The sequence below is a fragment of the Arthrobacter sp. TE12232 genome, from assembly GCF_054062615.1.
Genome location: NZ_JBSSFK010000001.1, coordinates 4,548,684 through 4,575,344, shown reverse-complemented (window position 1 = coordinate 4,575,344; position 26,661 = coordinate 4,548,684). Strand labels below are relative to the sequence as shown.

24 protein-coding genes and 1 pseudogene are annotated in these 26,661 nt (G+C 68.3%); 11 read left to right on the top strand and 14 right to left on the bottom strand.

Features of this window, described 5'->3' with window-relative positions; translation table 11 throughout:
* Positions 1-58: 58 nt before the first annotated feature.
* The 3 genes and pseudogenes from ACVWZ7_RS20475 to ACVWZ7_RS20465 all read left to right on the top strand — a co-directional run bounded on the left by ACVWZ7_RS20475 (position 59) and on the right by ACVWZ7_RS20465 (position 2,646).
* Entirely contained in the window at positions 59-1,348 is a 1,290-nt protein-coding gene (locus ACVWZ7_RS20475; protein WP_116767978.1) for a Mur ligase family protein, read from the top strand.
* Positions 1,345-2,139: a type 1 glutamine amidotransferase gene (locus ACVWZ7_RS20470; protein ID WP_456508951.1), complete on the top strand. Its 795-nt coding sequence runs from the start codon at positions 1,345-1,347 to the stop codon at positions 2,137-2,139. Before ACVWZ7_RS20475 ends, ACVWZ7_RS20470 begins: the two co-directional genes overlap by 4 nt.
* A 19-nt stretch (positions 2,140-2,158) precedes the next feature.
* A pseudogene (locus tag ACVWZ7_RS20465) lies at positions 2,159-2,646 on the top strand (GNAT family N-acetyltransferase).
* 55 nt (positions 2,647-2,701) lie between these two features.
* Here ACVWZ7_RS20465 and ACVWZ7_RS20460 read toward each other — a convergent pair.
* The 3 genes from ACVWZ7_RS20460 to ACVWZ7_RS20450 all read right to left on the bottom strand — a co-directional run bounded on the left by ACVWZ7_RS20460 (position 2,702) and on the right by ACVWZ7_RS20450 (position 5,718).
* Entirely contained in the window at positions 2,702-3,472 is a 771-nt protein-coding gene (locus ACVWZ7_RS20460; protein ID WP_456508950.1) for an alpha/beta fold hydrolase, read from the bottom strand.
* A gap of 78 nt (positions 3,473-3,550) precedes the next feature.
* Entirely contained in the window at positions 3,551-4,402 is an 852-nt protein-coding gene (locus ACVWZ7_RS20455) for an alpha/beta fold hydrolase (RefSeq protein ID WP_456508949.1), read from the bottom strand.
* An 11-nt stretch (positions 4,403-4,413) separates the two neighbouring features.
* The gene (locus tag ACVWZ7_RS20450; protein ID WP_456508948.1) at positions 4,414-5,718 is read right to left on the bottom strand and encodes a CapA family protein; all 1,305 of its coding nucleotides are present in this window, start codon (positions 5,716-5,718) and stop codon (positions 4,414-4,416) included.
* A gap of 73 nt (positions 5,719-5,791) precedes the next feature.
* Between ACVWZ7_RS20450 and ACVWZ7_RS20445 the strand changes: the two genes are divergently transcribed.
* Entirely contained in the window at positions 5,792-7,804 is a 2,013-nt protein-coding gene (locus ACVWZ7_RS20445) for a M3 family metallopeptidase (protein ID WP_456508947.1), read from the top strand.
* A gap of 234 nt (positions 7,805-8,038) precedes the next feature.
* Here the strand turns inward: ACVWZ7_RS20445 and pdxS are convergent, their stop codons facing one another.
* The 6 genes from pdxS to ACVWZ7_RS20415 all read right to left on the bottom strand — a co-directional run bounded on the left by pdxS (position 8,039) and on the right by ACVWZ7_RS20415 (position 16,457).
* A complete protein-coding gene (gene pdxS, locus ACVWZ7_RS20440; protein ID WP_116767974.1) occupies positions 8,039-8,965 on the bottom strand; it encodes a pyridoxal 5'-phosphate synthase lyase subunit PdxS in 927 nt (308 codons plus the stop codon).
* Between the two features lie 208 nt (positions 8,966-9,173).
* Entirely contained in the window at positions 9,174-9,812 is a 639-nt protein-coding gene (pgsA, locus tag ACVWZ7_RS20435; RefSeq protein ID WP_456508946.1) for a phosphatidylinositol phosphate synthase, read from the bottom strand.
* Positions 9,805-10,425 carry an HIT family protein gene (locus tag ACVWZ7_RS20430; protein ID WP_091252325.1) on the bottom strand — a complete coding sequence of 207 codons (621 nt, stop codon included), beginning with the start codon at positions 10,423-10,425 and terminating at the stop codon, positions 9,805-9,807. The genes pgsA and ACVWZ7_RS20430 overlap by 8 nt, the downstream gene beginning before the upstream one ends.
* 19 nt (positions 10,426-10,444) lie before the next feature.
* Positions 10,445-12,454 (bottom strand): threonine--tRNA ligase, encoded by a 2,010-nt coding sequence (gene thrS / locus ACVWZ7_RS20425; protein WP_116767972.1) that lies wholly within the window; start codon positions 12,452-12,454, stop codon positions 10,445-10,447.
* Positions 12,455-12,612: 158 nt separating this feature from the next.
* Positions 12,613-16,125: a DNA polymerase III subunit alpha gene (locus ACVWZ7_RS20420; protein WP_456508945.1), complete on the bottom strand. Its 3,513-nt coding sequence runs from the start codon at positions 16,123-16,125 to the stop codon at positions 12,613-12,615.
* Positions 16,122-16,457 (bottom strand): DUF6504 family protein, encoded by a 336-nt coding sequence (locus tag ACVWZ7_RS20415; protein WP_456508944.1) that lies wholly within the window; start codon positions 16,455-16,457, stop codon positions 16,122-16,124. The genes ACVWZ7_RS20420 and ACVWZ7_RS20415 overlap by 4 nt, the downstream gene beginning before the upstream one ends.
* Positions 16,458-16,758: 301 nt before the next feature.
* Here ACVWZ7_RS20415 and ACVWZ7_RS20410 point away from each other — a divergent pair, with 301 nt between their 5' ends.
* Positions 16,759-18,033, top strand: a complete 1,275-nt coding sequence (locus tag ACVWZ7_RS20410; RefSeq protein WP_456508943.1) for a Vgb family protein — start codon at positions 16,759-16,761, stop codon at positions 18,031-18,033.
* Entirely contained in the window at positions 18,030-18,416 is a 387-nt protein-coding gene (locus ACVWZ7_RS20405; protein ID WP_091252316.1) for a hypothetical protein, read from the top strand. Before ACVWZ7_RS20410 ends, ACVWZ7_RS20405 begins: the two co-directional genes overlap by 4 nt.
* A gap of 29 nt (positions 18,417-18,445) precedes the next feature.
* On the opposite strand, the gene ACVWZ7_RS20400 is transcribed toward ACVWZ7_RS20405, so the two are convergent.
* The gene (locus ACVWZ7_RS20400; protein ID WP_091252314.1) at positions 18,446-18,772 is read right to left on the bottom strand and encodes a chorismate mutase; all 327 of its coding nucleotides are present in this window, start codon (positions 18,770-18,772) and stop codon (positions 18,446-18,448) included.
* A gap of 14 nt (positions 18,773-18,786) precedes the next feature.
* Here ACVWZ7_RS20400 and ACVWZ7_RS20395 point away from each other — a divergent pair, with 14 nt between their 5' ends.
* Positions 18,787-19,209, top strand: coding sequence for a VOC family protein (locus tag ACVWZ7_RS20395; protein WP_116767969.1), 423 nt, complete (start codon positions 18,787-18,789; stop codon positions 19,207-19,209).
* A gap of 16 nt (positions 19,210-19,225) precedes the next feature.
* Here the strand turns inward: ACVWZ7_RS20395 and ACVWZ7_RS20390 are convergent, their stop codons facing one another.
* Positions 19,226-19,975 carry an SOS response-associated peptidase gene (locus ACVWZ7_RS20390; RefSeq protein WP_456508942.1) on the bottom strand — a complete coding sequence of 250 codons (750 nt, stop codon included), beginning with the start codon at positions 19,973-19,975 and terminating at the stop codon, positions 19,226-19,228.
* A 135-nt stretch (positions 19,976-20,110) separates the two neighbouring features.
* Between ACVWZ7_RS20390 and ACVWZ7_RS20385 the strand changes: the two genes are divergently transcribed.
* From ACVWZ7_RS20385 to ACVWZ7_RS20370, 4 genes are all read left to right on the top strand, one after another.
* Positions 20,111-20,368, top strand: coding sequence for a mycoredoxin (locus ACVWZ7_RS20385; RefSeq protein WP_091252308.1), 258 nt, complete (start codon positions 20,111-20,113; stop codon positions 20,366-20,368).
* A gap of 147 nt (positions 20,369-20,515) precedes the next feature.
* Complete coding sequence (locus ACVWZ7_RS20380; RefSeq protein ID WP_456508941.1) at positions 20,516-21,601, top strand: S-(hydroxymethyl)mycothiol dehydrogenase; 1,086 nt, start codon at positions 20,516-20,518, stop codon at positions 21,599-21,601.
* The gene (locus ACVWZ7_RS20375) at positions 21,598-22,242 is read left to right on the top strand and encodes an MBL fold metallo-hydrolase (protein ID WP_456508940.1); all 645 of its coding nucleotides are present in this window, start codon (positions 21,598-21,600) and stop codon (positions 22,240-22,242) included. Before ACVWZ7_RS20380 ends, ACVWZ7_RS20375 begins: the two co-directional genes overlap by 4 nt.
* Positions 22,243-22,318: 76 nt before the next feature.
* Positions 22,319-22,819 (top strand): DinB family protein, encoded by a 501-nt coding sequence (locus tag ACVWZ7_RS20370; protein WP_456508939.1) that lies wholly within the window; start codon positions 22,319-22,321, stop codon positions 22,817-22,819.
* Here ACVWZ7_RS20370 and ACVWZ7_RS20365 read toward each other — a convergent pair.
* The 3 genes from ACVWZ7_RS20365 to ACVWZ7_RS20355 form a co-directional block, all read right to left on the bottom strand.
* Positions 22,816-23,085: a hypothetical protein gene (locus tag ACVWZ7_RS20365; RefSeq protein ID WP_456508938.1), complete on the bottom strand. Its 270-nt coding sequence runs from the start codon at positions 23,083-23,085 to the stop codon at positions 22,816-22,818. The two genes, ACVWZ7_RS20370 and ACVWZ7_RS20365, sit on opposite strands and share 4 nt — an antisense overlap.
* 32 nt (positions 23,086-23,117) lie before the next feature.
* Positions 23,118-23,807: a hypothetical protein gene (locus tag ACVWZ7_RS20360; RefSeq protein WP_116767964.1), complete on the bottom strand. Its 690-nt coding sequence runs from the start codon at positions 23,805-23,807 to the stop codon at positions 23,118-23,120.
* A gap of 125 nt (positions 23,808-23,932) precedes the next feature.
* Positions 23,933-26,647: a LuxR C-terminal-related transcriptional regulator gene (locus ACVWZ7_RS20355; protein WP_456508937.1), complete on the bottom strand. Its 2,715-nt coding sequence runs from the start codon at positions 26,645-26,647 to the stop codon at positions 23,933-23,935.
* Between the last annotated feature and the right edge of the window lie 14 nt (positions 26,648-26,661).

Genomic DNA, 26,661 nt, shown 5'->3' with positions numbered 1-26,661 from the left:
GCATGCAACGGGCCCCGGCGTCCGGGTTCCATGCCTCTGCTGGGATATATTACAGAGCATGCTTTACTTCAGCGTTCCGCTCGGCAAGCTCGTCCGCCGGGTCTCCCGGCTCAGGGGCGGAGGCTCGGCCCTTCCCGGGCTTGTGGTCGAAAAAATCGATCCCGGCTTCATGCAACGGACACTGTCCACGCTGCCCCTGGGGGTCGCCGTCGTCAGTGGCACGAACGGGAAGACGACCACCACGAAGATGGTGGTGGAACTGCTGGAGAGCCAGGGACTGAAGGTCTTCACGAACCGCACCGGCAGCAATTTCACCCGCGGCGTGGCGGCGGCGCTCCTGGGCGAGGTGGACTGGCGCGGCCGGCTGGATGCCGACGTCGCGGTCCTGGAACTGGACGAGGCGCACGCGGTGCACTTCGTGAACAAGGTCCCGCCGCGCTACAGCCTCCTGCTCAATGTCCTCCGGGACCAGCTGGACCGCTTCGGCGAGATCGACAAGACCGCCGAGCTCCTCCAGCACATCGCCGCCAAAACTACCGGCACCGTTGTCCTGAACCGGGAAGACCCCCGCGTCGCCCGGATCGCGGCGACCCTGGACGGGCCGGAGGTGCTCTACTTCGGGCTGGACGATTCCCTCCTGAGCACCTTCCCCAACGACGACGACATGCGTGCGGCCCCGGGGAGCCCGGTCCCGGCCGCCCCCGCCCGGCCGGCCGCCGACGTCGTGCTGCGCCGCGTGGGCGTCGATGACGCCGATTTCGAGTACGACGGCGGGACGGTCACCACGGCGATGAAGCTGCGCGGCGTCTACAACATCTTCAACGCCGCCGCCGCGCTGACCCTGGCCCGGGCGATCTCAGGGGCCCGCGGCACGGGCACCGACCAGGCAGGACTGCTCACAGCGCTGTCCCAGGTGGCGCCGGCGTTCGGCCGCGGCGAGAGCCTTGTCGTCGATGGCCTGCCGCTGGAGCTGGTGCTGGTCAAGAACCCCAGCGGCTTCCGGCTCGGCCTGAAATCCTTCCCGGCCGCCGGGTACGCCACGATGATCGCCATCAACGACAACTACGCCGACGGCCGGGACATGTCCTGGCTGTGGGACGTCGAGTTCGACACCCTCCGCGATGGCGGCGTGGACCAGCTCACGGGCTCCCGCGCCTACGACATGGCGCTGCGCCTGCAGTATGACGACGTCGCCATCGGCGCCGTCGACACGGAGATCGCGCCGGCGCTGGCCGCGTTCATCCGCGGCGCCCAGGGCAAGCCGAAACGGGTTTTCTGCACGTATACGGCCATGCTGGCCATCCGCCGCGAGCTGTCCAAGATCACCACAGTGGAGGTGGTCTCATGACCCCCCAGTCCCCGGAATCGCACGAGCTCTCCTTCGGGCACGAGCTCCCGCCCGAAGACTCCGCCGCCCCGAGCAAGGGAACCATCCGGGTCCTGCAGCTCTACCCGCGGGACATGAACATCTACGGCGACTGGGGCAACGCCCTGGTCCTGGCCCAGCGGCTGCGCTGGCACGGCTACACCCCGGAACTGCTCGAATACAACGTCGGCGACCCGTTCCCCGCGGACGTGGACCTCGTTGTGGGCGGCGGCGGGCAGGACAGCGGACAGCTCGTCATCCAGGATGACCTTCTCTCCCGCGAGTCCACGCTGAAGCAACTGGCCGAGGACGGCACCCCGATGCTCGTGATCTGCGGGCTCTACCAGCTCTTCGGGAAGTTCTTCAAGACCCGGCTGGGCTCCGTCATCCCCGGCATCGGCATCCTGGACGTGGAGACCCACGGCACCGACGAACGCCTGATCGGCAACGTCACCGTCTCCTCCCCCGAGTTCGGCAACATCCTCGGCTACGAGAACCACAGCGGCCAGACCACCCTGGGACCGGGCGTGCAGCCGCTCGGAACCACGGCCAAAGGCACCGGCAACAACAGCACCGACGGCCAGGAAGGCGCCCGCTACCGCAACATCGTGGCGAGCTACCTGCACGGCTCGCTGCTCCCCAAGAACCCGGCCCTGGCCGACTTCCTGATCCGGACCGCCGTCGAACGCAAGTACGGCAGCTTCACGCCGGGCACACCGGACGACTCCTACGCGGTACTGGCGCGTGAACACGCCGCACGCCGGCCACGCTGATTCCTTCGCAGGCGACGGCATGCTGATTGAGCGGGACACCCCCGAGCGGGAGGACGTCCGGCAGCTTCTGGCCGGGCACCTGGCCGACATGTACGCGACCTCCCCGCCGGAGAGCGTCCACGCCCTCGATCCCGCCGCCTTGGCCGGACCGGGTGTCAGCTTCTGGACGGCGCGGGAGGGCTCACGGCTTCTTGGCTGCGCGGCAATGAAGCACCTGGCTACCGGCGACGGCGAGATCAAGTCGATGCGCACCGCGGAACCGGCGCGCGGGCAGGGCGTCGCCGCGGCGCTGCTCCGCCATCTCCTGGCGGAGGCCCGGAGCAGCGGGTACCGTCGGCTGTTCCTGGAGACGGGCAGCCACGAGTTTTTCGCCCCCGCGCGGCGGCTGTATACCCGGCAGGCTTCGCGGAATGCCCGCCGTTCGCCGGCTACGAGCCCGATCCCCACAGCGTCTTCATGACCCTCGACCTCACCGCCGACGCCGAACAGCCGGCCGCCGCCGGGTAGCCCTCGGGCCGGTGCCGGTCTGGTTCGCGTAGCTCTCCACCGGCCCGGTCTGCTATCAACACTCCCGGACGAAAGCCAGGACGTCCCGGGGCACCCGTCTGCTGGATGCCGTCCGGACATGGCCCCACCGCTGATAGACGATGAGGGTGCAGTCCGGGATCAGACGCGCGGTCTCCTCGATGACGGACCGAGGGAAGAACGCGTCCCGGCCGCCGCAGAGCAGCAGGACAGGCGGCCGGATCAGCGGCAGAACAGACCGCGCGTCGAAGGCCAGCCCGGCCCGGGCCTCGGTCAGCACGTCCGCGGCGGGGCAGCCGGAACGGCCCATCACGCGCCTGCCGACGACGGGTCCTACCAGCGTCCGCAGCCAGTGCGTGCGCGGACCGCGGAAGAGGTACTCCGCCAGGGCAGTCCCCGCGCCGGCCGTATCGCCGCCGGTGACGGCCGCAGCAATCCGGTGGTCCACGTCCTTGCCCCACGTGCTGAGCTCGGCCCCCGTGACCACCAAGGCGATGTGCCGGAAGGACTCCGGGTGGAAGGCGGCCAGATCCTGCCCGATCATTCCGCCGAAGGATTCGGCCACCACCAGGTCCACCCGTCCACCGAACTCCACGGCAATCAGCCGCGCGTAGTCCTCAGCCATGTCGGCGACCGTGTGCGACGGCGGCATGTTGCGCCGGCGGGTGACGATCCAGACGGCGTAGCCGGCCTTGAGGTAGGCATCAAACTCCCGCCGGAACAGGGTTCCCAACAGCCCCCGGGGCACGGAGCTCCCCGGCCCGCCCTGGACGAACAGCAGGGACTTCGCGCCCCGGCCCCACGTCACGTATTCCATCCCGTTGCGGAACACCCCGTTCCGCGGTGATCTTTCGTCCCCGGCCAACCCCGCCATCACCATGCCGCCCTAAGGCGTTGCTCCCGGCTGCCGCAACAGTGCCGCGAACTCGGCCGGCCGGGTGGCGGGCCACCAGTGCCCGCCGTCCACCCTGGTGACTGTTACATCGTCCACCCACGCTTCGAGCCCCTCGACGACGCCCGGCGCCAGGAACGGGTCCTTCAGCGGCACCACGACCTGCACCGGAACGGTCACCCGGACCGGGGCGGCCGGTTTCCGCGGGCCGCGGAAATTGCTGCGGTACAGGGCCAGGCCCCGGACGGGATCATTGCCGACGTCGCGCTTGGCCGTCCTTTCGTAGCGCCGGGTCAAGAACAGCCGCCACGCGGCCTCCGGCAGGACCGGGACGAGGAACGCCCCGACATACCAGCTGCGCAGGAGCTGCCCTGCCAGCTCCGGCCAGGCCCGCGGGTTCCGGACGCGCCGCCGGATCCAGCGGGAGAAGTGCCCCAGGTCGGGGCCGGAAATGCTCGTGTAGCGGCTGATCCGGCCGGCCGCCCTGGGGTCCTGCACGGCTGCCCAGCCTTGGATCGACCCCCAGTCGTGCCCCACGAGATGGACCGCCTCGGCGCCCGACTCGGCCAGCACGGCGAAGACGTCGTCCACGAGCGCCGTCAGTGAATAGTCCCCGCCGGGGCCGTGAACGGCGGAGGCCCCGGCGTTGCGAGTGTCGTAGGCCACCACGTGATGCGTCGGTGCCAGCTCGCGGATGGCCGGGAGGAAGACCCGGTGGTCGTCCGGGTAGCCGTGAACCAGGAGCAGGGTGGGCACGTCCGGGCCCGGTTCCGGGCCAAACTCGAACACGGCCAGCTCAGCCGCGTCCGACGCGACGGTACGCCGCCGTTCGTTGAGCATCTCCATGCCGCCCAAGCTTAGGGCTTCCGGGAAAGAATAAGCTCGTGAGCGCCCGCCGCCGCGGCGCCCATCGACTCCACCACTGCCGTGGTGCGCCGGCGCGTGGCGGCGTCCGCCGCCGTGCCTGCGCAACGGCCCTGCGGCGCGTCGGCAGCCACCGAACACCAGCGGTAGGGTCCGCGGACTACCACCGACGGCGCCCAGGCCAGGTCCGAGGCAGCCCAGGCCCCCGCCGCGTCCTGGCTGAACTGCACCCGGACCAACAGGCCCTCGTTGTTAACCACGAACGACGGCGAGAGTTCCGTGATGCCGTTGCCGAGCCCGTACACAATCCACGTGCCTTTGTACTTCTCGATCGGCAGCACCGAATGGCTGTGGTGACCGTAGATCATGCTGAACTGTCCGCTGTCCACAAGCGTATGGGCGACCTCCCGCTGCTGGGCGTTCGGCTCACTGGAGTACTCATCGCCGGCGTGCATGACCCCTAGCACGATGTCCGCGCCCAATACCCGGGCCCTGCGCGCCTTGGATATCATTGCGGCCGGATCGAGCAGGTCGACCTGCCAGGACTGCTCGGCACGCAGCCCGTTGAGGCCGTACGTGGCATCGACGACGGCGATTTTGGCCGCTGGAGTCTGCAGGATCAGCACTCCCTGCGACTCCGCCTCGGTCCGGTATGAGCCCGTGTGGCGCAGCCCGGCGGCGTCGAGGGCGTCCAGGGTGCGGACGAGGCCAGCGGTGCCGCGGTCAACCGTGTGGTTGCTGGCCGTCGTGCACGCCTGATAGCCCACACCCCGCACGGCGTGGATAATCTGCGGCGGTACGTTGAAGGAGGGATACCCGGAGAATGGTCCGTCCGGGCCCGCCACCGGGGTCTCCAGATGGCAGATCGCCACGTCGCTCTGCTCGATGTAGCGCCGCTGGCCTTCCAGCAACGGCCCGAAGTCCAGCCCCGCCGCACCGGACGCGCGGGCGTCCTCTCGGGCCTGCTGCCAGAGCTGGGGGTGTACCAGCATGTCCCCGGTGACCAGGACGGAGGTGCAGCGGACGGCCGCACAGCCGGGACCCCTCCCCGGCGTCGGCGTAGGCGTAGGCGTCGGCGTCGGCGTCGGCGCCAGCGTAGGCGTGCCCGACGGCGGCCCGGCGCCCTCTGCCGCTTCCCCGGTACTGCTGGTAGCCGACGACGGACTTGGTTCGCCCGGTCCGGCGACGAGTCCGCAGGATGCCAACAACACCGCCAGGCCAACGGCTGAGACAACGGCTGAGGCAGCGGCAACGATCCGGCCGCGCAGACCGGCACTGATGTTCCCCATGCCGGCCATCCTACGGTGGGCGGAATCACAACACACTGAAAAGATCGTTGAGAACCCGCGTCCTGCATGAAAGAGTCGCTTCATGACCAATCCCCTCCTGAGCCCCAGCACCCTGCCCTACGGCCTGCCGCCTTTCGCGCAGATCCAAGACGCGCACTACGCCGAGGCCGTTGAGGCCGGACTGGCCGAGCATCTCGCCGAGATCGAGGCCATCGTGTCCGACCCGGCGGCCCCGTCTTTCGAGAACACCGCCTTGGCCATGGAACGTTCCGGTCGGCTCCTGGAACGGGCGGCCGCCTCGTTCTTCACGCTGGTTTCCGCGCACGCCTCAGATGCCATCCGCGATCTCGAGACCCGCCTCTCCCCGCTCTTCTCCGCCCACCAGGATGCGGTGTACCTCAACCGTGGGCTCTACGAACGCTTCGCGGCGCTGGACACGACCGCCCTGGACGCGGAGTCCGCCCGGCTCGTGGAGGAATACTTCAAGGAGTTCCGCGCTTCGGGCATCCAGCTCGACGACGCCGGCCAGGAGCGGCTCAAGGCCGTCAACGCCGAGCTTGCCAGGCTGGGCACCGAGTTCGGGCAGCGCGTCAAGGAAGGCATGAAGTCTGCTGCCCTGCTGCTGGATGACGCCGCCGACCTCACCGGCCTGCCCGACGACGACATCGCCAGCGCCGCCGAGGCCGCGCGGACCGCCGGGCACGAGGGCAAGTTCCTGCTGACGCTGATCCAGCCCAGCAACCAGCCCGCCATGGCCGCCCTTTCGAACCGGGATGTCCGCCGGCGGCTCTACGAGGCCTCGATCGGCCGCGGCAGCGACGGCGGCAGCTTCGATGTGCTCGACCTGGTCAAGGACATGGTCCGGCTCCGCGCCGAGAAGGCGAGCCTTCTGGGGTTCGCCAACTTCGCCGAGCTGACGGTGGACCGGCAGACGGCACCGGACTTTCGGGCCGTGCAGGACATGATGAGCCGGCTGGCCCCTGCCGCCGTCCGCAATGCCGACGCGGAGGCCGAGGCGCTGGCCGAGGCCGCCGGACACCCGCTCGAGGCCTGGGACTGGGCGTACTACTCGGCCAAGGTCAAGCGCGAGAGGTACGCCGTGGACGAGCAGGCCCTGCGTCCGTACTTCGAACTGGACCGGGTCCTGAATGATGGCGTGTTCTTCGCGGCGAACGCCTTGTACGGTGTCACCTTCCACGAACGCGACGACCTCGCCGGCTATCACCCGGACGTGCGGGTCTGGGAGGTCAAGAATTCCGACGGCACGGACCTGGGCCTGTTCCTGGGCGACTACTACACGCGGGACACGAAGCGCGGAGGCGCGTGGATGAACTCCCTCGTGGAGCAGTCCGGACTGTTGAACACCCGCCCGGTGGTGATCAACAACCTCAATATCTCCAAGCCGCCGGCCGGCGAGCCCACTCTGCTGACGCCGGACGAGCTCCGCACCACGTTCCACGAGTTCGGCCACGCCCTCCACGGCCTGTTCTCCGCCGTCACCTATCCGCGGTTCTCCGGTACGAACGTGCCGCGGGACTTCGTGGAATACCCGTCGCAGGTCAACGAAATGTGGATCATGTGGCCCGAGGTCCTGGCCAACTATGCACGCCACCATGCGACCGGCGAGGCCCTGCCGCAGGAAACCGTGGACAAACTCAACGCCGCGCAGCTCTGGGGCGAGGGCTTCGGCACCACGGAATACCTCGGCGCGGCCCTGCTGGACCTGGCGTGGCATGTCCTGGACGGCTCCGACATCCCCGAGGATGCCGTGGAATTCGAAGCCAAGGCCCTCGCCGCGGCGGGCATCGCGCACAGCCTGATCCCGCCGCGCTACCGGACCGGCTACTTCCAGCACATTTTCGCCGGCGGCTGGTATGCCGCCGGCTACTACTCCTACATCTGGAGCGAAGTCCTGGACGCCGACACCGTGGAGTGGTTCAAGGAACATGGCGGCCTCAGCCGCGACAACGGCAACTTTTTCCGGGCGGAGCTTCTCTCCCGCGGCAACAGCCGGGACCCGCTGGAGTCATTCCGTGCCTTCCGCGGCCGGGACGCGGACCTCGAACCGCTGCTGAAGCGCCGCGGCCTCGACTAACCATTCATCGGTTGCTCCACAGGCGCCCTTTTGGAGGCGCTAAAGGGCGTTTGCGGAGCAACCGATGGGGTTAAAGAACGACGCCGGCCCGCCACCTGGAAAGGTGACGGGCCGGCGTCGGGGTTATTACTCAGGCGACAATCGCACCCGACTCTCTTGGCTTAATAAGAGAGGCTGCAGAGGCTCCATTGACGAGGCGCCTCGGCGCCGAGTCTGTGGAGAAGCAGTCGAACGCTACCAGCCGCGCTCTGCGAGGCGGTGGGGCTGCGGGATCTCGTCGACGTTGATGCCGACCATGGCCTCGCCCAGGCCGCGGGAGGCCTTGGCGATCTCGTCCGGGTCGTCGTAGAAGGTGGTGGCCTTCACGACGGCGGCGGCACGCTGGGCCGGGTTGCCGGACTTGAAGATGCCGGAGCCGACGAACACGCCGTCGGCGCCGAGCTGCATCATCATCGCCGCGTCGGCCGGGGTGGCGATGCCGCCGGCGGTGAACAGGACCACCGGGAGCTTGCCGGTCGCGGCGACTTCCTTGACCAGTTCGTACGGGGCCTGCAGTTCCTTGGCCGCGACGTAGAGCTCGTCCTCGGGCAGGGATGCGAGCTTGAGGATCTCGGCGCGGATCTGGCGCATGTGCGTCGTGGCGTTGGAGACGTCCCCGGTGCCGGCTTCACCCTTGGAGCGGATCATCGCCGCACCCTCGTTAATGCGGCGCAGCGCCTCACCGAGGTTGGTCGCACCGCACACGAAGGGAACCGTGAACTTCCACTTGTCGATGTGGTTGGTGTAGTCGGCCGGGGTCAGGACCTCGGACTCGTCGATGTAGTCCACGCCCAGGGACTGCAGGACCTGTGCCTCGACGAAGTGCCCGATCCGGGCCTTGGCCATGACCGGCACGGATACGGCCGCAATGATCTTGTCGATCATGTCCGGGTCGGACATGCGGGACACGCCGCCCTGGGCACGGATATCGGCCGGAACACGTTCCAGCGCCATCACGGCCACGGCACCGGCGTCTTCGGCGATGCGGGCCTGCTCGGCGTTGACGACGTCCATGATGACGCCGCCCTTGAGCATCTCCGCCATGCCGCGCTTGACGCGGCTGCTGCCCGTGACGTTCTTCGCGGACGCGCCGGCTTCGCTGCTTACATCAGGTGTAGACACAAAAACCCCTATGGGTAGATAGATGACCTCGCCGGGGCGCGGACGGCACGTTCATGACGTGCCTCGCACACACCGGATTACCGGATCCATTGGCCGGTAAAGCTAATACTAGCCCCCGGCCGGGGCGCGGCAGAATTCTGGTTACAGCAGCGCAAATGCGCGCGGGACCGGGAATTCCGCGGGTCTGCCGGGACGCCGCATGACCTGCTCAGGCGGCGCGTTCGGAGGCAGTGCCGTCCGGTTCCTCCAACGACTGGCGGTGGACGGTCATGATGCGCTGGACCACGGTGACCAGGCTCGCCGTCGCAAGGAGACACAGGGTCACGAAAAGCACCGCGGTGGGCAGGCCCAGGCCGGTGAGTCCCGTGACCACCAGCACGGACACGAGCCGCTCGGCGCGCTCGGCAATGCCGACATTGGCGTGAAAACCCAGGGCTTCGGCCTTGGCCCGGGCGTAGGAGACCACCATGCCCAGCACGAGGCAGACGACGGCGGCAATGGCGATCGGCGGATTGGCGCCTCCCGTGAAGAACCAGACGGCGACGCCGGCGAACAGGGCGCCGTCGGCCACACGGTCCAGGGTGGAGTCCAGGAAGTTGCCCCACCGGCCGCCGCGGTGCTGCATCCGGGCCATGATGCCGTCGATGACGTCGGAGAAAATGAAGGCCGTGATGAACAGGGTTCCCCAGAAGAGCTGCCCGAGCGGGTAGAACACGAGCGCGCCGACCACCACACCCAGCGTGCCCACCACGGTCACGGCGTCCGGGGAGACGCCGATCTTCAGCAGCCAGCGGGCCACCGGAGAAAACAGCGCGGTGAAGAACCCGCGCGCGTGCCTGTTAAGCATCCTGCTCCCCGGCTGCCTCTTGTTCCGCGGGCATTTCCTGCGGCCAGGCGTCGGCCACCTGCTGGCGAACCTCGCCGAGCGTCTGCGTGATCGCCTTGGTCTGGGCAATGATGGGGAAGAAATTCCCGTCCCCGCCCCAGCGCGGCACCACATGCTGGTGCAGGTGGCCGGCGATACCCGCCCCGCCGGTGACGCCCTGGTTCATGCCCAGATTGAAGCCGGTGGGGTTGGCGACCTTACGCAACACCCGCATGGCCGTCTGGGTCAACTCGGCGAATTCCGCCGTTTCCTCGACCGTGAGATCGGTGTAATCGGGGATGTGCCGGTACGGGCATATCAGCAGGTGACCCGGGTTGTACGGGAAGAGGTTCAGCACCACGTAGCTGGTCCGTCCCCGGTACACGATCAGGGAGTCCTCGTCCTCCCGCTCGGGCGCGACACAGAACGGGCAGTCGTCCACGTTCTTGAACTGGTGCTGGCCCCCCTTGATGTACGCCATCCGGTGCGGGGTCCACAGACGCTGGAAAGCGTCCGGGACCCCGGCCAGGCCGAAGTCGTCCGTCACGGCGTGGTCGCCCGGATACTCCGGCCCGGCCCCTGTGGATTCCTGCACGCGCTGCCCTTCCGTCTGCCTAGCTGGTCCGGTTGCGGACAGCGTCGACGATCCGCTGGACGGCTTCGGCGACGGGCACGCCGTTGTCCTGGCTGCCGTCACGGAAGCGGAAGGACACCGCTCCCGCCTCGGCGTCGTCTCCGCCGGCGATCAGCACGAACGGGATCTTGTCCTTGCTGGCCGTGCGGATCTTCTTCGGGAAGCGGTCCGAGGAAATGTCCACCTCGGCGCGGATGCCGGCTGCCTTGAGCTGACCGACGACGTCGAACATGTAGTCGTTGAAGGCCTCCGCCACCGGGATGCCCACCACCTGCACGGGAGCCAGCCAGGCCGGGAAGGCTCCGGCGTAGTGCTCGGTCAGCACGCCCATGAAGCGCTCCACCGAGCCGAACAGGGCGCGGTGGATCATCACGGGCCGCTGGCGGGTGCCGTCGGCGGCCTGGAACTCGAGCTCGAAGCGTTCGGGCAGGTTGAAGTCCAGCTGGATGGTGGACATCTGCCAGGTGCGGCCGAGCGCGTCCTTGGCCTGGACCGAGATCTTGGGGCCGTAGAACGCGGCTCCGCCCGGATCCGGGACCAGCTCCAGGCCGGAGGCTTCGGCCACCTCGGCGAGGGTGCGGGTGGCTTCCTCCCACGTGGCGTCGTCGCCGACAAACTTGTCCGGGTTCTTGGTGGAGAGTTCGAGGTAGAAGTCATCCAGGCCGTAGTCCTTGAGCAGCCCGAGGACGAAGTTCAGCGTGGTGGTGAGCTCGTCCTTCATCTGCTCGCGGGTGCAGTAGATGTGGGCGTCGTCCTGGGTCATGCCCCGAACGCGGGTCAGTCCGTGGACCACGCCGGACTTCTCGTAACGGTAGACCGAGCCGAACTCGAAGAGCCGCAGCGGCAGTTCGCGGTACGAGCGCCCCCGGGACCGGAAGATCAGGTTGTGCATCGGGCAGTTCATCGGCTTGAGGTAGTAGTCCTGGCCCGGCTTGCGGACCGTGCCGTCCTCGTTCAGTTCCGCGTCGATGTGCATGGCCGGGAACATGCCTTCGCGGTACCAGTCCAGGTGGCCGGAGACCTCGTACAGGTGGCCCTTGGTGATGTGGGGGGTGTAGACGAACTCGTAGCCGGCGTCGACGTGGCGCTGCCGGGAGTAGTCCTCCATGGCCTTGCGGATGATGCCGCCCTTGGGGTGGAAGACCGGCAGGCCGGAGCCGAGCTCGTCCGGGAAGGAGAACAGGTCCAGTTCCGCGCCGAGTTTGCGGTGGTCGCGGCGCTCGGCCTCGGCGATGCGCTCCTGGTAGGCCTTGAGCGCATCCTTGGTGGGCCAGGCGGTGCCGTAGATGCGCTGCAGCTGCTGGTTGTTCTGGTTGCCCAGCCAGTAGGCGGCCGAGGACCGGGTCAGGGCGAAGGCGTTGGAGATCAGCTTGGTGTTCGGCAGGTGCGGGCCGCGGCACAGATCGCACCAGATGCTGTCGCCGCTCTTGCGGTCCACGTTGTCGTAGATGGTGAGGTCGCCGGCGCCCACCTCGACGTTGACGCCCTCGCCGGCGTCGGCGGCGTCGTTCTTCTTGCCCAGGAGCTCAAGCTTGTAGGGCTCGTCCTTCATCGCCTCGCGGGCCTCGTCCTCGGTGACGACGCGGCGCACGAACTTCTGGTTCTGGTTGATGATCTTCTGCATCATCTTTTCCAGGGCCTTCAGGTCCTCCGGGGTGAACGGTTCCGCGACGTCGAAGTCGAAGTAGAAGCCGTCAGTGATGTAGGGGCCGATGCCGAGCTTCGCGTCGGGGCGCAGCTGCTGCACGGCCTGGGCCATGACGTGGGCCGTGGAGTGGCGCAGGACGTTGAGCCCGTCCGGGGAATCAATGGTGATGGCCTCGACCGTGGCGTGCTCGGGAAGGGGCTGGTCCAGGTCCTTCAACTCGCCGTTGACGCGGGCCACAACAACATCGCGGCGCTCAAAGAAGAGTTCCGCGCCGGTGGTCCCGGTAGTCACCTTGGTCTCTTCGCCGTCGACGAGAAGGGTGATCTGCTGGGCATCTGACACGGGTGTCTCCTATTCAAAGTTAAGGCTTCGTAGCTTGTGGCGTACGGGGACCACAGCCAGCCTCGTCCATGCTATCGGTTTCTCCAGAGGCCAACCAACGCGCCACGGGTGCGGCGGCGCCGCAGGCGCAGCGCTATTGCGGCGGCGCCGCTGGCCGGTCAGCCGCCCAGCCCGGTAATGGCGAGGTTCCTGCTGATCCCGTCCAGGGGGCCGGGCAGGGGAACGGGCAGCTCCGGCCCGGGATAGGCGGGGGCGCCCGGCGCCGCTACCGGAAACGGCAGGGTTTCGGGGCGGCTGAGGTCCCAGGCCATGGAGGCGCTGATGCTGATCCCCCGTGGCCCGGTCCGGCGGGTGGTGCCTCGGATCAGCAGCAAACGGGTCCCGAACAGCAAGGACCCGGACTGTTCCTGCGCCTCGTGGAAGAAGACCGAATCCACGCAGCCCGTGCCGTCGTCGACGCTGATGAACACCACCCGGCGGCCGCCGCGCATGGGCGGGGTCTGGGTGGCCACCCGCACCCCGGCGACCAGCACCTCCGTGCCGTTGCGCAGTCCCAGCAACTTGTCCGCGGTGGTGACGCCGAGCCGGCCCAACAGCGGACGGTGGCTGGTCATGAGGTGCTCGCTGACATCCACGGCCATGAGGTCCAGTTCCGCCCGCACGTTGTCCACCATGCTGGGCGCGGGCAGCACCGCCTTGAGGTTCTTCAGCTCCACGTCACCCAGCGGCAACGCCAGCTGGCCCTCAATGACCTCCACGCCCTTCCGGTGCGGGCGGGCCTGGAGCTTTTGCAGGTGCTGGACCAGATCCGCGCGGTTCGCCGCTCCCCCGGACGCCCGGTGCAGGGTGTCGAAGGCGCCCAGCTGGGCCAGGCGCTGGATACTCGGCCTGCTCAGCCGCGACCGGGCGCGCAGGTCCGCCAGGGAATCGTAGGGCTGGCCGGCCACAATCCGCTTCAGCTCGGCGGCGGAGAGCCCGAAGATGCCGTTCAGGCTCAGCCGGATGCCCAGCTTGCCCCGGTCCGGCCCGGATTCCACCCGTTCCACCCGGTACTCGGCCTGGCTCCGGTTGATGTCGAGGGGAAGGATGGGGATGCCCAGCCGGCGCGCCTCGGCCACGAGCAGGCGTTTGGGGTACATGCCGGGGTCGTGCTCCCAGAGCCCGGCCAGGAAGGCCTCCGGGTGGTGCGCCTTGAGCCAGGCCGACTGGTAGGTGGGCACGGCGAAGGCGGCTCCGTGGGCCTTGCAGAACCCGAAGCTGCCAAAGGCCTTCAGCGTGCCCCAGACCTTGTCCACCACCTCCGGGCTGTAGTTCCGGGCCCGCGCCTCCTTCCGGAAGAACTCCTCCACCTTGGCCTCCAGGACGTCGTTGCCCAGCGCCCGGCGGAATTCGTCGGCGCGCGCCAGCCCGCATCCGGTCATGACGTCGAAGGTTTTGAGGATTTGTTCGTGGAAGACGGTGACCCCGTGGGTCTCCTTGAGGACCGGCTTGAGGTCGGGGTGCGGGTAGACCTCGGGGGCGAACCCGTGCCGGTGCTCCAGGAAGGGCCGGACCATGTCGGATTTCATCGGGCCGGGGCGGAACAGCGAGATGTCAATGATGAGATCGTTGAATTCCCGGGGTGCCATCTTGCCGATCAGTTCGCGCTGGCCCGGGGATTCGATCTGGAAACAGCCCAGGGTGTGGGTGCTGCGGATCAGTTCAAAGGTCGGTTCGTCATCGAGCGGGACCGCGTTGAGGTCGATGTGCCCGTCCTCGGCAATGTAATCCGGGCCCGTCCCGTCCGGACCGGCCTGATGTGCGCCGGCGGCCACTACCTCGGCCTTGGAGGGGTGGAGCCGGATAACCTCCCGGACGGCGAAGGCCATGGCGCTCTGCATCCGGACGCCCAGGACATCGAGTTTGAGCATGCCCATGGGGTCCATGTCGTGCTTGTCGAACTGGCTCATGGGCAGGCCCAGGCCGCTGGGCTGCACGGGGGTGCGGTCCAGCAGGGTGGCGTCGCCGAGGATGACGCCGCACGGGTGCATGGAGATGTGGCGGGGCAGCCGGTCCAGCCGTTCCGTGAGGTCCACCAGCAGGTCCAGCTGCTGGTTTTCGCTGAAGCCGCGCTGCTCCACCCGGTCGGCGAATTCCTTCAGTTCGGGTTTCTCCACGAGGGCTTCGCGGAAGTGCCGGGCCGAGAACCGCCACAGCTGCTTGGCGATTTCCCCGACCTCGCCGTCGTCCATGCCCAGAGCCAGGCCGGCGTCCCGCACGGCACCGCGAGCGCGGTAGCCGTTTTGCATGCTCATCAGCGTGACGCGTTCGGCTCCGAAGCGCTCAAAGATCTTCCGGTAGACGTTGTGCCGTTCGGCGCTTTCGACGTCGATGTCGATGTCGGGCAGCGTGGCGCGGTCACGGGAGAGGAAGCGTTCAAAGATGAGGTCGTGCTGGAGCGGGTTCACCTGGCTGATGTCGATCAGGTAGTTGACCAGGCTGGAGGCGCCCGAACCGCGGGCGGCCGCCCGGACGCCCATGGCCAGGATCATCCGTGAGACTTCGGCGACGGTCAGGAAGTAGGAGGCGAAGCCCAGTGAGTCGATGATCCGGAGCTCGTGTTTCAGCCGGGTCCGCATCTGCTGTTCCCGCTGCCCGGAGATTCCCGGGAAGCGGCGGCCGATGCCGGCCTCACAGCGCAGGGTCAGCTCTGCGAGCGCGTCGCCGGCGATCCCGATCACGGACGCTTCCGGGACCACGGGCTGCTTCCAACCCATGTCGGCCACGGGGTCCATGCGGCAGCGGTCCGCAAGCGCCTCGGTCTGGGCGAGGAGCCGTTTGAGGTCCGCCGTGCCGTACCCGGCGGCGTGGATGATCTCCTTGGCCAGTTCGAGCATCCGGGCCGCCGATTTGAGCCAGCCCTGCCCGTTGGGCTGCAGCAGCGGGGCGGCGGAGAGCTCGGGCAGGGATTTGAGCGTCCGGGCGGAGTCCAGCACGTCGGCGGTGGCCGCGCCGTCCTCGGCGACATACCGCACGGCGTTGCTCAGCACGGCGGGCACCCCGTGTTCCGCGGCGAGTTTGAGCATGCGCACCGCGTGGGCGGTGCTCAGCGGTTCCCCGGGCGGGCTGAGCTGGGAAACGACCTCCGCCGCCAGCGTCCCGGGGGGCATGGCGTCCAGCCAGCGTTTGAACAGGGTGCGGGGCCGCAGGTACCGCCGGCCGCCCATGGCACGGCCGACGTCGGAGTCCGGACCGATCAGCACCGTCAGGACTGGCTGCAGGGTTTCCGGGTCCAGGGTGCGGGAGGCCAGTTCGGCCCGGGTGACGGCCACCGGAACCGCTCCCTGCGCCTTGCCCGTGGTACGGGCATGGGCGTCGGAGATCAGCCGGCACAGCGCCCGGTAACCGGCGCCGTTGTTGTGTCCGTGCGCCAGCACGACGACGCGTCCCCCGAGCTGGGTGCGGAGGTCGCCGTCGTCGTCAAAGACCGCGAGGTCCACCCCGACGATCGCATCCAGCCCGGCGGCCATGCACGCCTTCAGGTGCTTGACGGTTCCGTAGAGCCCGTCACGGTCGGTGCAGGCCAGCGCGGTGGCGCCGTCGGCGGCTGCGGCCGCGGCCAGTTCCTCCGGCCATGAGACGCCGTAGTGTGCGCTGAAGGCGGTGGAGACGTGCAGATGGGTGAAGCTCATGCTGTTTCGGGCTTCCGGTGGGGCTGCAGGGCGTCGTGGATTCGCACGAGCCGCCACCGGCCGCTGCTGACGTGCCGGCTCAGGTCAAGGGTGAGGGTGGGCTCCGCCGCGTCCTCCCCGTCGGCACGCACCTGGACCCGCCAGATCTCGTGGTCCACCAGGCCCGGACCGCTCCCGAGGGGTGCCCGGCTTTCCTCCGTCCACCACTGGCGGCGTTCATACCAGCGGACCGGTTCCGCGCAGACCGTGTAGCGCCGGCCCGCCCAGTCGAGCCGCAGGGGCTGCCCGGAGGGCGTGCAGGCGACATCCACGGACTCGCTGAACATGCCCACGTTGCCTCCCGACCCAGTCCGGGCTGGAGCCGGCCCAGTCCCCGCTTTCACGCCACTGCATTCACGCCACTGCATTCACGCCACTGCATTCACGCCACTGCATTCACGATATTCGAACATATCTTCGAATAAAGCCAGTCTACGTCGGAGTGGCGACAAAACCCATTCCTTGCGGCATTGCACCGGATGCATGATGGCACAGTGGACTGGGTCGGCCAGAGCTCACTGGTACCGCGGAGTAGGCTTCTTGAACCGGCATTGCAGCGCCGCGGTGCACGGCACATCTATGGGGGTAGAAAAAGTGAAGCATCAAAGCCTGAGGACTGCTGCCGCGGTGGGAGCAGTCCTTTTTCTGGGAGCGGCACCGGCCGCGGCGGCCCCCGCGGAGGTTCTCGACGTCGGCGGAACACCGGTCGGGGTGGTAGTTGGTCCTGACGGCACTGCGTACGTGGGAAATTACGGCGCGGGCGGCGGCATCCGGGTGATACCGCCGGGAGCGCCCCAACCCGCCCGCACCATCAGCACGGGCAACAATGTCTCCGGGATCGCGCTGGCCCCGGACGGCACCCTGTACGTGGCCCAACGAGACAGCGCCACGGGTCAGGACGTGGTGGGCGTCATCCCTACCGGAGCGGCGGCTGTCGCCCGGAGCATTCCGGTGTCGCGCGGGAACCACCTGATCGCCGCCGGACCCGACGGCACGGTCTTCGTTCCGAACCCTGCCGAACGCACCGTATCGATCATCGCGCCCAGGGCATCGACGGTGGACCGCACCGTCACGGTCGGCGCCGGCCCGGTGGAAGTGGCAGTGACGAAGGACGGCACCGCGTTCGTGACGAACCAAGAGGGCGGGACGGTCTCGGTGATCCCGCCCGGGGCGAACACCGTCTCACGGACCATCCAAGTCAGCTCCACCCCCGGAAAGACAGAGAACCCCCACGGGATCGCCGCCGGACCGGACGGGACAATCTATGTCACCAACATCAGTTCCAATCACGTCGCTGTCATCACACCAGGCGCCGACACCGTGGCCTACACCATCTACGTCCCGGGCGGACCCACGGAGGCAGCCGTCGGGCAAGACGGGACGCTCTACGTGGCCAGCGCCCTAAGCCCCGCCCTGTCCGTAATAACGCCGGGCGCCACAGCAACGGGCCCCTCCATCCCAACGGAGAACAACCCCGGCCACCTCGCGGTAGCCCCGGACGGGACCATCATCGTGGCGAGCCCGGGCAACGGCGCCAACAACGGCTCCGTGTCCCGCTACGCACCGGCCTCCGGCAGCCCCCAGCCCCAAGAGACGCAGGCTTCGACCGGGACCCGAGCCGCCGACGGGGCGGCAAGCCCCTGGAACACTCCGGCTGGCATCGCCGGCGCCGCAGCTATCGCCGTCGCCCTATTCATCGTGCTATTCATCGTGGCCGCGGGACGCCGCAGGAAGGCAGCCGTACGCGACCACGTCAATGGGACCGGGGACGGCACCGCCGATCCCCACGCCGCGAACGAGCTACTCCGCAGACCACCGACAGATCAGGGGTGGACGGACGCAGGTGCAGGTAGCAGGATTGAGCCATGAGCTCCCACAACGCACTCCTGAAGCACGTAAGCATCGCCGCCAAGGATTCAACCTTGGTGGCGACTTTTGATATAGACGGCAATATCCCCGGCCAGGGCGCCTATGTAGTGGGGCTCGTGGCGGCAACCCCGGACCATTCCCATCAGCGAAGAATGGGGATCGAGTTCATGAACGGCGAGGCCGTATCCTTCTACTGCTTCAGCCATGACGGCACCGAAGAAAATTTCGACCTCAAGGGCGTCGAGCACTCGGGCAACACCATTACCGGCCATTTCCCGCTCACCACGGTGCTGGGGCTGCCGAAGGGTCACCTCATGACGGCGTTCAGCGACGCCGACGGCCGGGACTACCAGTCCAACGTGCCCGTGGAAGAGGCCCTCTAGGCGCGCTGGCGCGACAAGAAGCAGAAGCCTCAGCTGCCGGCTTTGTAAACTTCGAGTTCGAGCGCGGTGAAGGCCTCCACCATGGCGCGGTAGGTCTTCTCGACGATGTCGGGATCGATGTCTTTCTGCTCCGCGACGGCCTTGACGTGTTCGATCACGCGCTCCACGCGGCCCGGCGCCCGAACCTCCGCGCTGTCCGCCTTCAGGGTCCCGGCGATCCGGATCAGCCGCTCCCGGCGGCCGATCAGCGCCACGATCTGCTCATCCACCTCATCCACTGCCACCCGCACAGCTGCGAGCTGTGCCTTGTCGGCCTGGGCATCTTTGTCGTATCCGTGATTTGTGGACATGTTCATGACAGTATCCAAAGATGCAGCCACGAGTCGATTTAATTTCACTGGGTGTCCACAGTGTTGACGCCTCCCGCAGTTTCTATGTGGATGGCCTGGGCTGGCCCGTCCGCCGGGAAGTCCGGGGCGAGGTCCTCTTTATCCAGGCCAATCACGGCCTCATCCTCTCGCTCTGGGACGCGGGTCAGATGCAGGCCGAAGCGGCCACCGATCCGCCAGCCGGCATTCCCTGCATCACGCTGAGCCACAACCTGGGCAGCGCGGCGGAAGTTGACTGGGTGATGGCGGAGGCCGAGTCCGCGGGAGCCACGATCGTCGCGGCGCCGAAGACCCAGTCCTGGGGCGGCTACACCGGGTACTTTGCCGATCCCGACGGCTACCGCTGGGAGGTCGCCTTCAATCCCGGCTGGGAGGTCGACGACGGCGGCACTGTGACACTGTGACCCGAAGACGCTGTGACTAGAACAGGCTGCCCACCGGCTTGATGAGTTCGGCGGAATCATTCTTCACGTTTCCGACCGCGGTGCCGACGGCGTCGATGGTCCAGCCCTCGGCGACATCGTGCGCCCCCGAGCGGACCAGGTCCACCAGGGTGGCGGCGTCCCCGGCGTGCGGGTCCAACCAGGCCTGCATGGTCGCCCGGTCCATCGGCAGCGGGACCCGGTCGTGCAGGGCCGTCAGTTCCGCCAGCATCCCGCCGGCATAGCCTTCGGGCGGCGAGTCGGTAGTCAGGATCGATGTCGAGAGCAGCCAGCGGTGCGGATCGCCGTCGGCCTTGGACGGGTCCTTCCACCATTCGTACAGTCCGGCGAACACCATCGGGCCGCCGTCGCTCGGGTGCACGTAGTACGGCTGCTTGCTGCGGCCCTCACCGGCTTTCCATTCGTAGTAGCCGTCCGCGGGGACGGCGCAGCGCCGGGACCGCACGGCCTTCCGGAACGAGGGCTTCTCCAGCACGCTCTCGCTGCGGGCGTTGATCATCTTCGAGCCGATCCCGGGGTCCTTGGCCCAGGACGGCACCAGCCCCCAGCGCGCAAGGTGCAGCTGCCGCACCGGGTTCCCGTCGATGAGCCGTTCGAGCAGAATGGGCACGTCCGCGGTCGGGGCGACGTTCCACGACGGCGGGACCGCGATCTCGTGTTCGAGTTCAGCGTCGAACTCGGCCAGCAGGTCTCCGACGGCCCGGGCCATCACGTAGCGTCCACACATGCCCTCCAGCATGCCACCGCGGACCGTCGTGCGGGAATAGTGTGCTGCGCGGTACGGTTATTGGAAGTGACGTACGACTTCCGTGGGCGCCCGGCTCTTCACGCCGGCCCCAACCACTAGCTTGAGGAGAACTTCGTGGATTTCACCCCCGAAACCGGCACCATCACCATGTTTTCGACCACGTGGTGCGGCTACTGCACCCGGCTGAAGAAGCAGCTGGACGCGCAGGGCATCGGGTACACCGAGATCAACATCGAGGAAGTCGAAGGCACTGCCGATCTCGTGGAGCAGCTCAACGGAGGCAACCGCACCGTCCCCACCGTGCTGTTCCCGGACGGCACCGCCGCGACCAACCCCTCCGCGGCCGAGGTCAAGAGCCGGCTCGCCGCCTAGCCTTTCCTTTATCCAAAAACAGCACCAAATCACGACGGCGCGGCCCCCACGGGCCGTGCCGTCCCCCGTTGTCCCGGCAGGCTGTGCGGGTAGATTTGCGGGTAAGTTGTGCGGGTAACCCGCGATTCGAGCAGAGGAGCTTATGCCATGGTCCATAAAGTCAAGGGCGCAGTAGTCCGTTCCAAGAATGCCGATGTCACCCTGGAGACGATCCTGGTGCCGGACCCCGGTCCCGGCGAGGCCCTCGTGGACATCCTCACGTGCGGCGTCTGCCACACCGATCTGCACTACAAGCAGGGCGCGATCAACGACGACTTCCCCTTCCTGCTCGGCCACGAGGCCACGGGCGTTGTCAGCGCCGTCGGACCGGACGTCACCGAGGTCGCTCCCGGTGACCGCGTGGTCCTGAACTGGCGTGCCGTGTGCGGCGAGTGCCGGGCCTGCCGCCGCGGTGAGCCCCAGTACTGCTTCAACACCCACAACGCCACCCAGAAGATGACGCTGGAAGACGGCACGGAGCTAAGCGCGGCCCTGGGCATCGGCGCCTTCGCCGAGAAGACCCTCGTGGCGGCCGGCCAGTGCACCAAGGTGGATCCCGACGCCGACCCCGCCGCCGTCGGGCTGCTCGGTTGCGGCGTGATGGCAGGGATCGGCGCCGCGATCAACACCGGGAACGTCCAGCGCGGCGATTCGGTCGCCGTGATCGGCTGTGGCGGCGTGGGCGTGGCGGCCATCGCCGGTGCGGCGCTCGCCGGCGCCACCACCGTGATCGCCGTCGACATCGACGCCAAGAAGCTTCAGCGCGCCCGGGAACTCGGCGCCACCCACACGGTGGACTCCTCCGCCGTCGACCCCGTGGAAGCAATCCGCGAACTGACCGGCGGTTTCGGCGCCGATGTGGTGATTGACGCCGTCGGCCGCCCGGAAACGTACAAGCAGGCCTTCTACGCCCGTGACCTCGCCGGTACCGTGGTGCTGGTGGGCGTCCCGAGCCCCGACATGACCCTGGAGCTCCCGCTGCTGGACGTGTTCGGCCGCGGCGGCTCGCTCAAGTCCTCCTGGTACGGCGACTGCCTGCCCTCGCGCGACTTCCCCATGCTCATCAGCCTCTACCGGCAGGGCAAGCTGGACCTGGACGCCTTCGTGACCGAGCGGATCACGATCGACCAGATCGAAGAAGCCTTCGGGAAGATGCACGCCGGCGCGGTGCTGCGCTCGGTGGTGGAGCTGTGAGCGTCCGGATCGACCGGCTGGTCACCTCCGGGACATTCTCGCTCGACGGCGGGACCTGGGACGTTGATAACAACGTGTGGATCGTCGGCGATGACACCGAATGCGTCATCATCGACCCCGCACACGATCCCGCTGCCGTGGCCGCGGCCGTCGCGGGCCGGAAGGTCGCCGCGATCCTGCTCACGCACGGCCACGATGACCACATCCGCGCCGTCGGCGACGTCCGGACGCTCGTGAACGCGCCCGTGTACCTGCACCGGGACGACTGGATGCTGTGGGAGCAGGTGTTCCCCGGCACCGGGCCGGACCACGCGATTGCCGACGGCGACACCTTCGACGTCGCCGGGGCCAGGCTCACGGCACTGCACACGCCCGGCCATTCGCCCGGATCCGTGTGCTTCCTGCTCGAGGGCGAGGGCGCTGTTTCTGAACACACCGTGTTCAGTGGCGACACGCTGTTCCAGGGCGGCCCCGGGGCCACCGGACGGTCCTTCAGCGACTTCCCCACCATCATCGACTCCATCCGCCACCGGCTCCTGCCGCTCCCGGCGGACACGGTGGTGCGCACCGGCCACGGAGATCCGACGACGATCGGCGCCGAAGCGCCGCACCTTGAGGAATGGATCGCCCGCGGGCACTGACCCCGCACCGGTGCCCCTTGGAAAGGCCCGGGCCGCCACTTCCGGACCGGGCCGTCCCGCCCTAGGATGAGGGCCCATGAGCCCTTTTCCCAGCATGGATCCGGCAACCCTGACCGCGGACCTGCGGAGCCAGTTCGATGCGTTCCTCGACGAGCACCGGGCGGCGCTGCACAACTGCCTGGACGGGCTCACGGAGCAGGAGGCCCGGGCATCGCTGGTTCCCTCGCGGACCACCCTCCTGGGGCTGGTCAAGCACGCCACGTTCGTGGAGAAGGTCTGGTTTGACGAGGCCATCACCTGCCGGACCCGGGCGGAGATCGGGATCCCGGCCACCCCGGACGAATCGTTCATCCTCGATGCGGCCGACACCATCGCGAGCCTGCAGAACGCCTACAGCCGGGCCTGCGCGGACTCCCGCCGGGCGGCCGCACCGCTGGATCTTGACGACCTCGTCCGGGGCAACCGACGGGGTCCGCTGCCCCTGCGGTGGGTCTACCTGCACATGCTCCGGGAACTGGCCCAGCACTGCGGTCACGCGGACATCCTGCGCGAGCAGATCCTCGCCGCCCGGAGCTAGCGCTGGGAGTTCGCGGCGGAGCGGGGCAGTGAGCTAGCCGGACCGATGGCCTCGACGGAGACCAGAATGATGCCGAGGTCCCGGACCTTCATGAGCAGCCCAAACAGGGCCGCCTGGTCGGCGACGAAACCGCTGAGGCTTGTAGTGCCGTCGCTTTCGTGGGTCAGGGCCAGGCCGCCGAACCAGGCGGACCACTGCTCGTCGAGGTGTCCGTCAACCCGGAGCCGGTAGCCCGTGGGCTCCGGCCGTTCTGGGTGCCGGGTCATGGCGACCCGGCCTCCGCCATCGCCCTGCGTGCTCACTTGACATCAGCCGGGTTGAGCGGCGCCCCGGTGAAATTGAGCTGGTCGCGGCCGGCTGCGGCGCGCTGATCGCGCCACAGCGAGTATCCGAGGCCGATCAGGGCGACACCAGTGGGGACGGCGAACAGCCTTTCGTTGATCTGCGGAAGCAGTGGGATCACGATGGTTGCGACGGTGCCGCCGGCGAGGACCGCCGCAGCCCAGCGGGCCAGGACGTTGGCGCGGAAGAGTGCGATGCCGAAGAGGAGTCCGCCGGCCAGGTAGGTGAGGCCAGACACCACGCTGAGGGGCTGCATCAGGCCGACGTCGCCGGCCGGGTGCCCGCCGGTGGCTGCGGCGAGAACGTCGTTGACGTAGCCGGGTGCACTGTTGGCGAGGGCCGGAAGGACCACTACACCAATGACTTCGACGCTCATCATGATGAGATAACCAACGCCGAACACCGTGTACCCGATCAGGCCGAGCACTCCGGTCTGCTTCACCTGGCGCAGGTACATGCCGGTGATGCCGACGAGCGACAGGACGGACATGAGGACCTTCAGGCTTTGGCGGACAGTCCATTCGGTGGTGGTGACGAAGGCGGCATCCAGGTGCGGGTGGTTGATCTGGACGCCGATGAACAGCAGGCCCGCCGCAACGGCGCAAAGGCCGGCCCAGCGGGTGAGTTTGGTGGTGGTGATGGACATGTCCGGCTCCCTGGTTCTGGGCTTCCGTGGCGGGGCGCCGCGGAATGACTCAAATGTAGGGACGGACGGGGTGACCGGGCGTCACCCCGCGATGTGACTGACAGGGTGAGATGTGCGCGCCGCGGCTACAGCAGGCCTCTTTCGCGTGCCCGGCGGACGGCCGCCCTGCGGTCCGTGACGTCGAGCTTGGTGAAGATGTGCTTGGTGTGGGTGCGCAGCGTGTTGTGCGAGATGAACAGTTCGACGGCGATCTGCGGCCCGCTCAGCTCACTGTCGAGGAGCCTGAGCACTTGCAGCTCCCGCTTGCTCAAAGGGACAACGGACGACGGCGGCGGGCGCTCCCCCGGGCCGGGGGACTGCGCCTGGACGGACGCACCCAAGCTGAGCAAGCGGCGGGCGTGGTCTCCGCCGATGCCGTGGCGTGTGGCGTCGCGCAGCAGCTCCATCATCGGGGTCCCCTCGTCCAGGAAGAGCCGCACGTAGTCGCCTGGCTCGGGTGCCTCGGCCAATGCCCGGCCGAGAGCCTCGCGGGCCTGCGTCCGATGCCCCTGCGCGTCCTGTGCCAAGGCCTGCAGCATGCGGATCTCCATGGCGCTTCCGGCGCGGCCACTTGCCCCAGCGGCCTCCAGCAACCGGTCCAATAGGCGGGCTGCCGGGCCGATCGCGATGCCGCCGGGGTCTGTACGGTGCTGCGCGATGAGCAGACGTACCAAGGTGAGGTGGTCGGACTCGCGCAGATAGCTGGCCTGGTCCGTGGCGGACACGCCGCGCTCGCGTGCCCACTCGTCGGCCTCCGGTATCTTGCCCTGGGCGATCCAGACCCTGGCCCTCATCGCAGCGATAGGGCGCACATCGGGGAAGAACCCCCGCTGGTAGAGCGTCTCCGCCTGGTCCAGGAGATTGACCGCCTTCTCCGGGGCTCCTTCGGCCCGGGCGATCAGCGCCATCGCCACGAACCACCGATAGCGGCTTTCGGTCACCGGCGCCCGCTCGGCGAATACTGCGGCGGTGTCGAGGTGTCGCCTGGCTCTGCCCAGGTCTCCGGCCTGGCAGTCGATCTCGGCCAGTCCGACGTGCAGCTCGGCGGTGGCCCGTGCTACGGACTCGCCGTGTGCCTCGGCCCGCTGCAGCGCGCTCCGGTAGAGCAGGCGTGCCTTGCCCGGCCGGCCGGCCGCGAGCCACATGTCGGCCAGCACCACCGTACTGCTGAGCTCGTCGACCAGGTTGCCGGCAGCGTGGAGGCTGGCCACGGCCTGCGTGAACGTCTCCAGCGCTGCCGCTACGTCGCCCTTTGCCCACGCGGCGAGACCTAGGAATCCGGCGGCAGCGCCTCGCCCGAGATGGTCGCCCGGGCGGGCCAGATTCAGTGCGCGCCGGGCATGTTCGACCGTGCCGGCCACATCGCCCCGTGCTTGCGCGAGCGAGGCGCGGTAGACGGCGATGGTCGATGGCAACGACTGGAGCGCCTCGGTATCGGCCCAAGGGGGAACCTCCCCGGCCGGTACCGCAGCCAGCGCGCGTTCCGCGTCGTCAAGCCGCGGGCCGACCTGATCGAGGTCTCCGGAGACCATGAGCATGAAGCCGGAGAAGACGCTCAGCACCGGGCTGCGCCGGACGGCGTCGACGGGCAGTTCCCTCAGCCAGCCGAGCAGCATCGCGTCCTGCCGGTTGCGCCGGATCGTCGGCACAGCCAGTTCCATGAGGTGAGCTGCGTGGTCGAAGTCCCCGGCGGCCATTGTGTGCCTGATCGCCTCAGCTGGCAGATCGTTGGCCTCGAACCACCGGCTGGCGCGCTGATGCAGCAGGGGAACCTGCTCAGGCCGTTCGCTGAGCAGGCGGGCGCGCAGCACGTCAGCAAAGAGGTGGTGGTACCGGTACCATTCCCGCCGCTCGTCCAGCGGGACAAGGAAGAGGTTCGCCCGCTCCAGGACCATGAGCATCTGGCTTCCGTCGTCGCGGCCGGTGACGGCGTCACAGAGCGGCCCCGTCAGCCGGTCAAGCACCGCGGACTGCAGCAGGAAGCCGCGAACCGGCTCAGGCTGATGCTGCAGCACCTCCTCGACAAGGTAGTCGACCACATACCGGTCGTTCCCGGCGAACCGGGCGATGAAACCGGCGACGTCGTCGCGCCCCTGCAGAGAGAGCGCGGCGAGCTGCAGCGCGGCGATCCACCCCTCCGTGCGCTCCTCCAAAGCCGCCACATCCGCGGCTGCCAGGTCCAGTCCCGCCGCCCCGTTGAGGTAGGCGGCGGCCTCCTCCGGCGTGAAGCGCAGCTCCGCGGCACGGATCTCGACCAGCTCGCCGCGCACCCGCCAGCGGGACAGCGGCAGCGAGGGGTCGGCGCGCGTGCTGATCACGACCTTCACGTGGGGCGGAAGGTGCTCCAGCAGGAAGGCCATACCTTCGCCGACATCGTGGCCGTCCACCAAGTGGTAGTCGTCCAGCACCAGCCAGACAGCGGCCGGGGCGGCGGCCAGTTCGTTCAGCACCGTAGTGAGCACACGCTCGGTGGGGAACGGGGACGTCCCCGTCAGTTCGAGCGCAGTAGAGCCGACGCCGGGCACCGCCGTTTGGAGCGCGGTCACCACATAAGTCCAGAACACCGCAGGCTCGCTGTCGGCTTGATCGAGCGAGAGCCACGCCACGCAATGGTCTTCGCCGGATACCTCAGCCAACCACCCGGCAAGGAGAGTCGTCTTGCCGAACCCTGCGGGGGCGGACACCAACGTCAGTGACGACTCGGCTCCGCGGCGCAGAAGCTCACTGAGCCGCGGGCGTGCCACCAGTCCACGTCGCGGCCTGGGGACGTAGAGCTTCGTGGCAATCACCGGATGTGCCATGGGATCCCCGTTCC

Coding starts and splice junctions, on each gene's coding strand:
- ACVWZ7_RS20370 (WP_456508939.1), top strand. CDS start 22,319: ATGAGCCCTTTTCCCAGCATGGATCCGGCAACCCTGACCGCGGACCTG.
- ACVWZ7_RS20400 (WP_091252314.1), bottom strand. CDS start 18,772: ATGAACATGTCCACAAATCACGGATACGACAAAGATGCCCAGGCCGAC.
- ACVWZ7_RS20470 (WP_456508951.1), top strand. CDS start 1,345: ATGACCCCCCAGTCCCCGGAATCGCACGAGCTCTCCTTCGGGCACGAG.
- ACVWZ7_RS20475 (WP_116767978.1), top strand. CDS start 59: ATGCTTTACTTCAGCGTTCCGCTCGGCAAGCTCGTCCGCCGGGTCTCC.
- ACVWZ7_RS20420 (WP_456508945.1), bottom strand. CDS start 16,125: ATGAGCTTCACCCATCTGCACGTCTCCACCGCCTTCAGCGCACACTAC.
- ACVWZ7_RS20390 (WP_456508942.1), bottom strand. CDS start 19,975: ATGTGTGGACGCTACGTGATGGCCCGGGCCGTCGGAGACCTGCTGGCC.
- ACVWZ7_RS20450 (WP_456508948.1), bottom strand. CDS start 5,718: ATGGCCGGCATGGGGAACATCAGTGCCGGTCTGCGCGGCCGGATCGTT.
- ACVWZ7_RS20445 (WP_456508947.1), top strand. CDS start 5,792: ATGACCAATCCCCTCCTGAGCCCCAGCACCCTGCCCTACGGCCTGCCG.
- ACVWZ7_RS20365 (WP_456508938.1), bottom strand. CDS start 23,085: ATGACCCGGCACCCAGAACGGCCGGAGCCCACGGGCTACCGGCTCCGG.
- ACVWZ7_RS20405 (WP_091252316.1), top strand. CDS start 18,030: ATGAGCTCCCACAACGCACTCCTGAAGCACGTAAGCATCGCCGCCAAG.
- ACVWZ7_RS20380 (WP_456508941.1), top strand. CDS start 20,516: ATGGTCCATAAAGTCAAGGGCGCAGTAGTCCGTTCCAAGAATGCCGAT.
- ACVWZ7_RS20395 (WP_116767969.1), top strand. CDS start 18,787: ATGCAGCCACGAGTCGATTTAATTTCACTGGGTGTCCACAGTGTTGAC.
- pgsA (WP_456508946.1), bottom strand. CDS start 9,812: ATGCTTAACAGGCACGCGCGCGGGTTCTTCACCGCGCTGTTTTCTCCG.
- ACVWZ7_RS20455 (WP_456508949.1), bottom strand. CDS start 4,402: ATGGAGATGCTCAACGAACGGCGGCGTACCGTCGCGTCGGACGCGGCT.
- ACVWZ7_RS20360 (WP_116767964.1), bottom strand. CDS start 23,807: ATGTCCATCACCACCACCAAACTCACCCGCTGGGCCGGCCTTTGCGCC.
- ACVWZ7_RS20355 (WP_456508937.1), bottom strand. CDS start 26,647: ATGGCACATCCGGTGATTGCCACGAAGCTCTACGTCCCCAGGCCGCGA.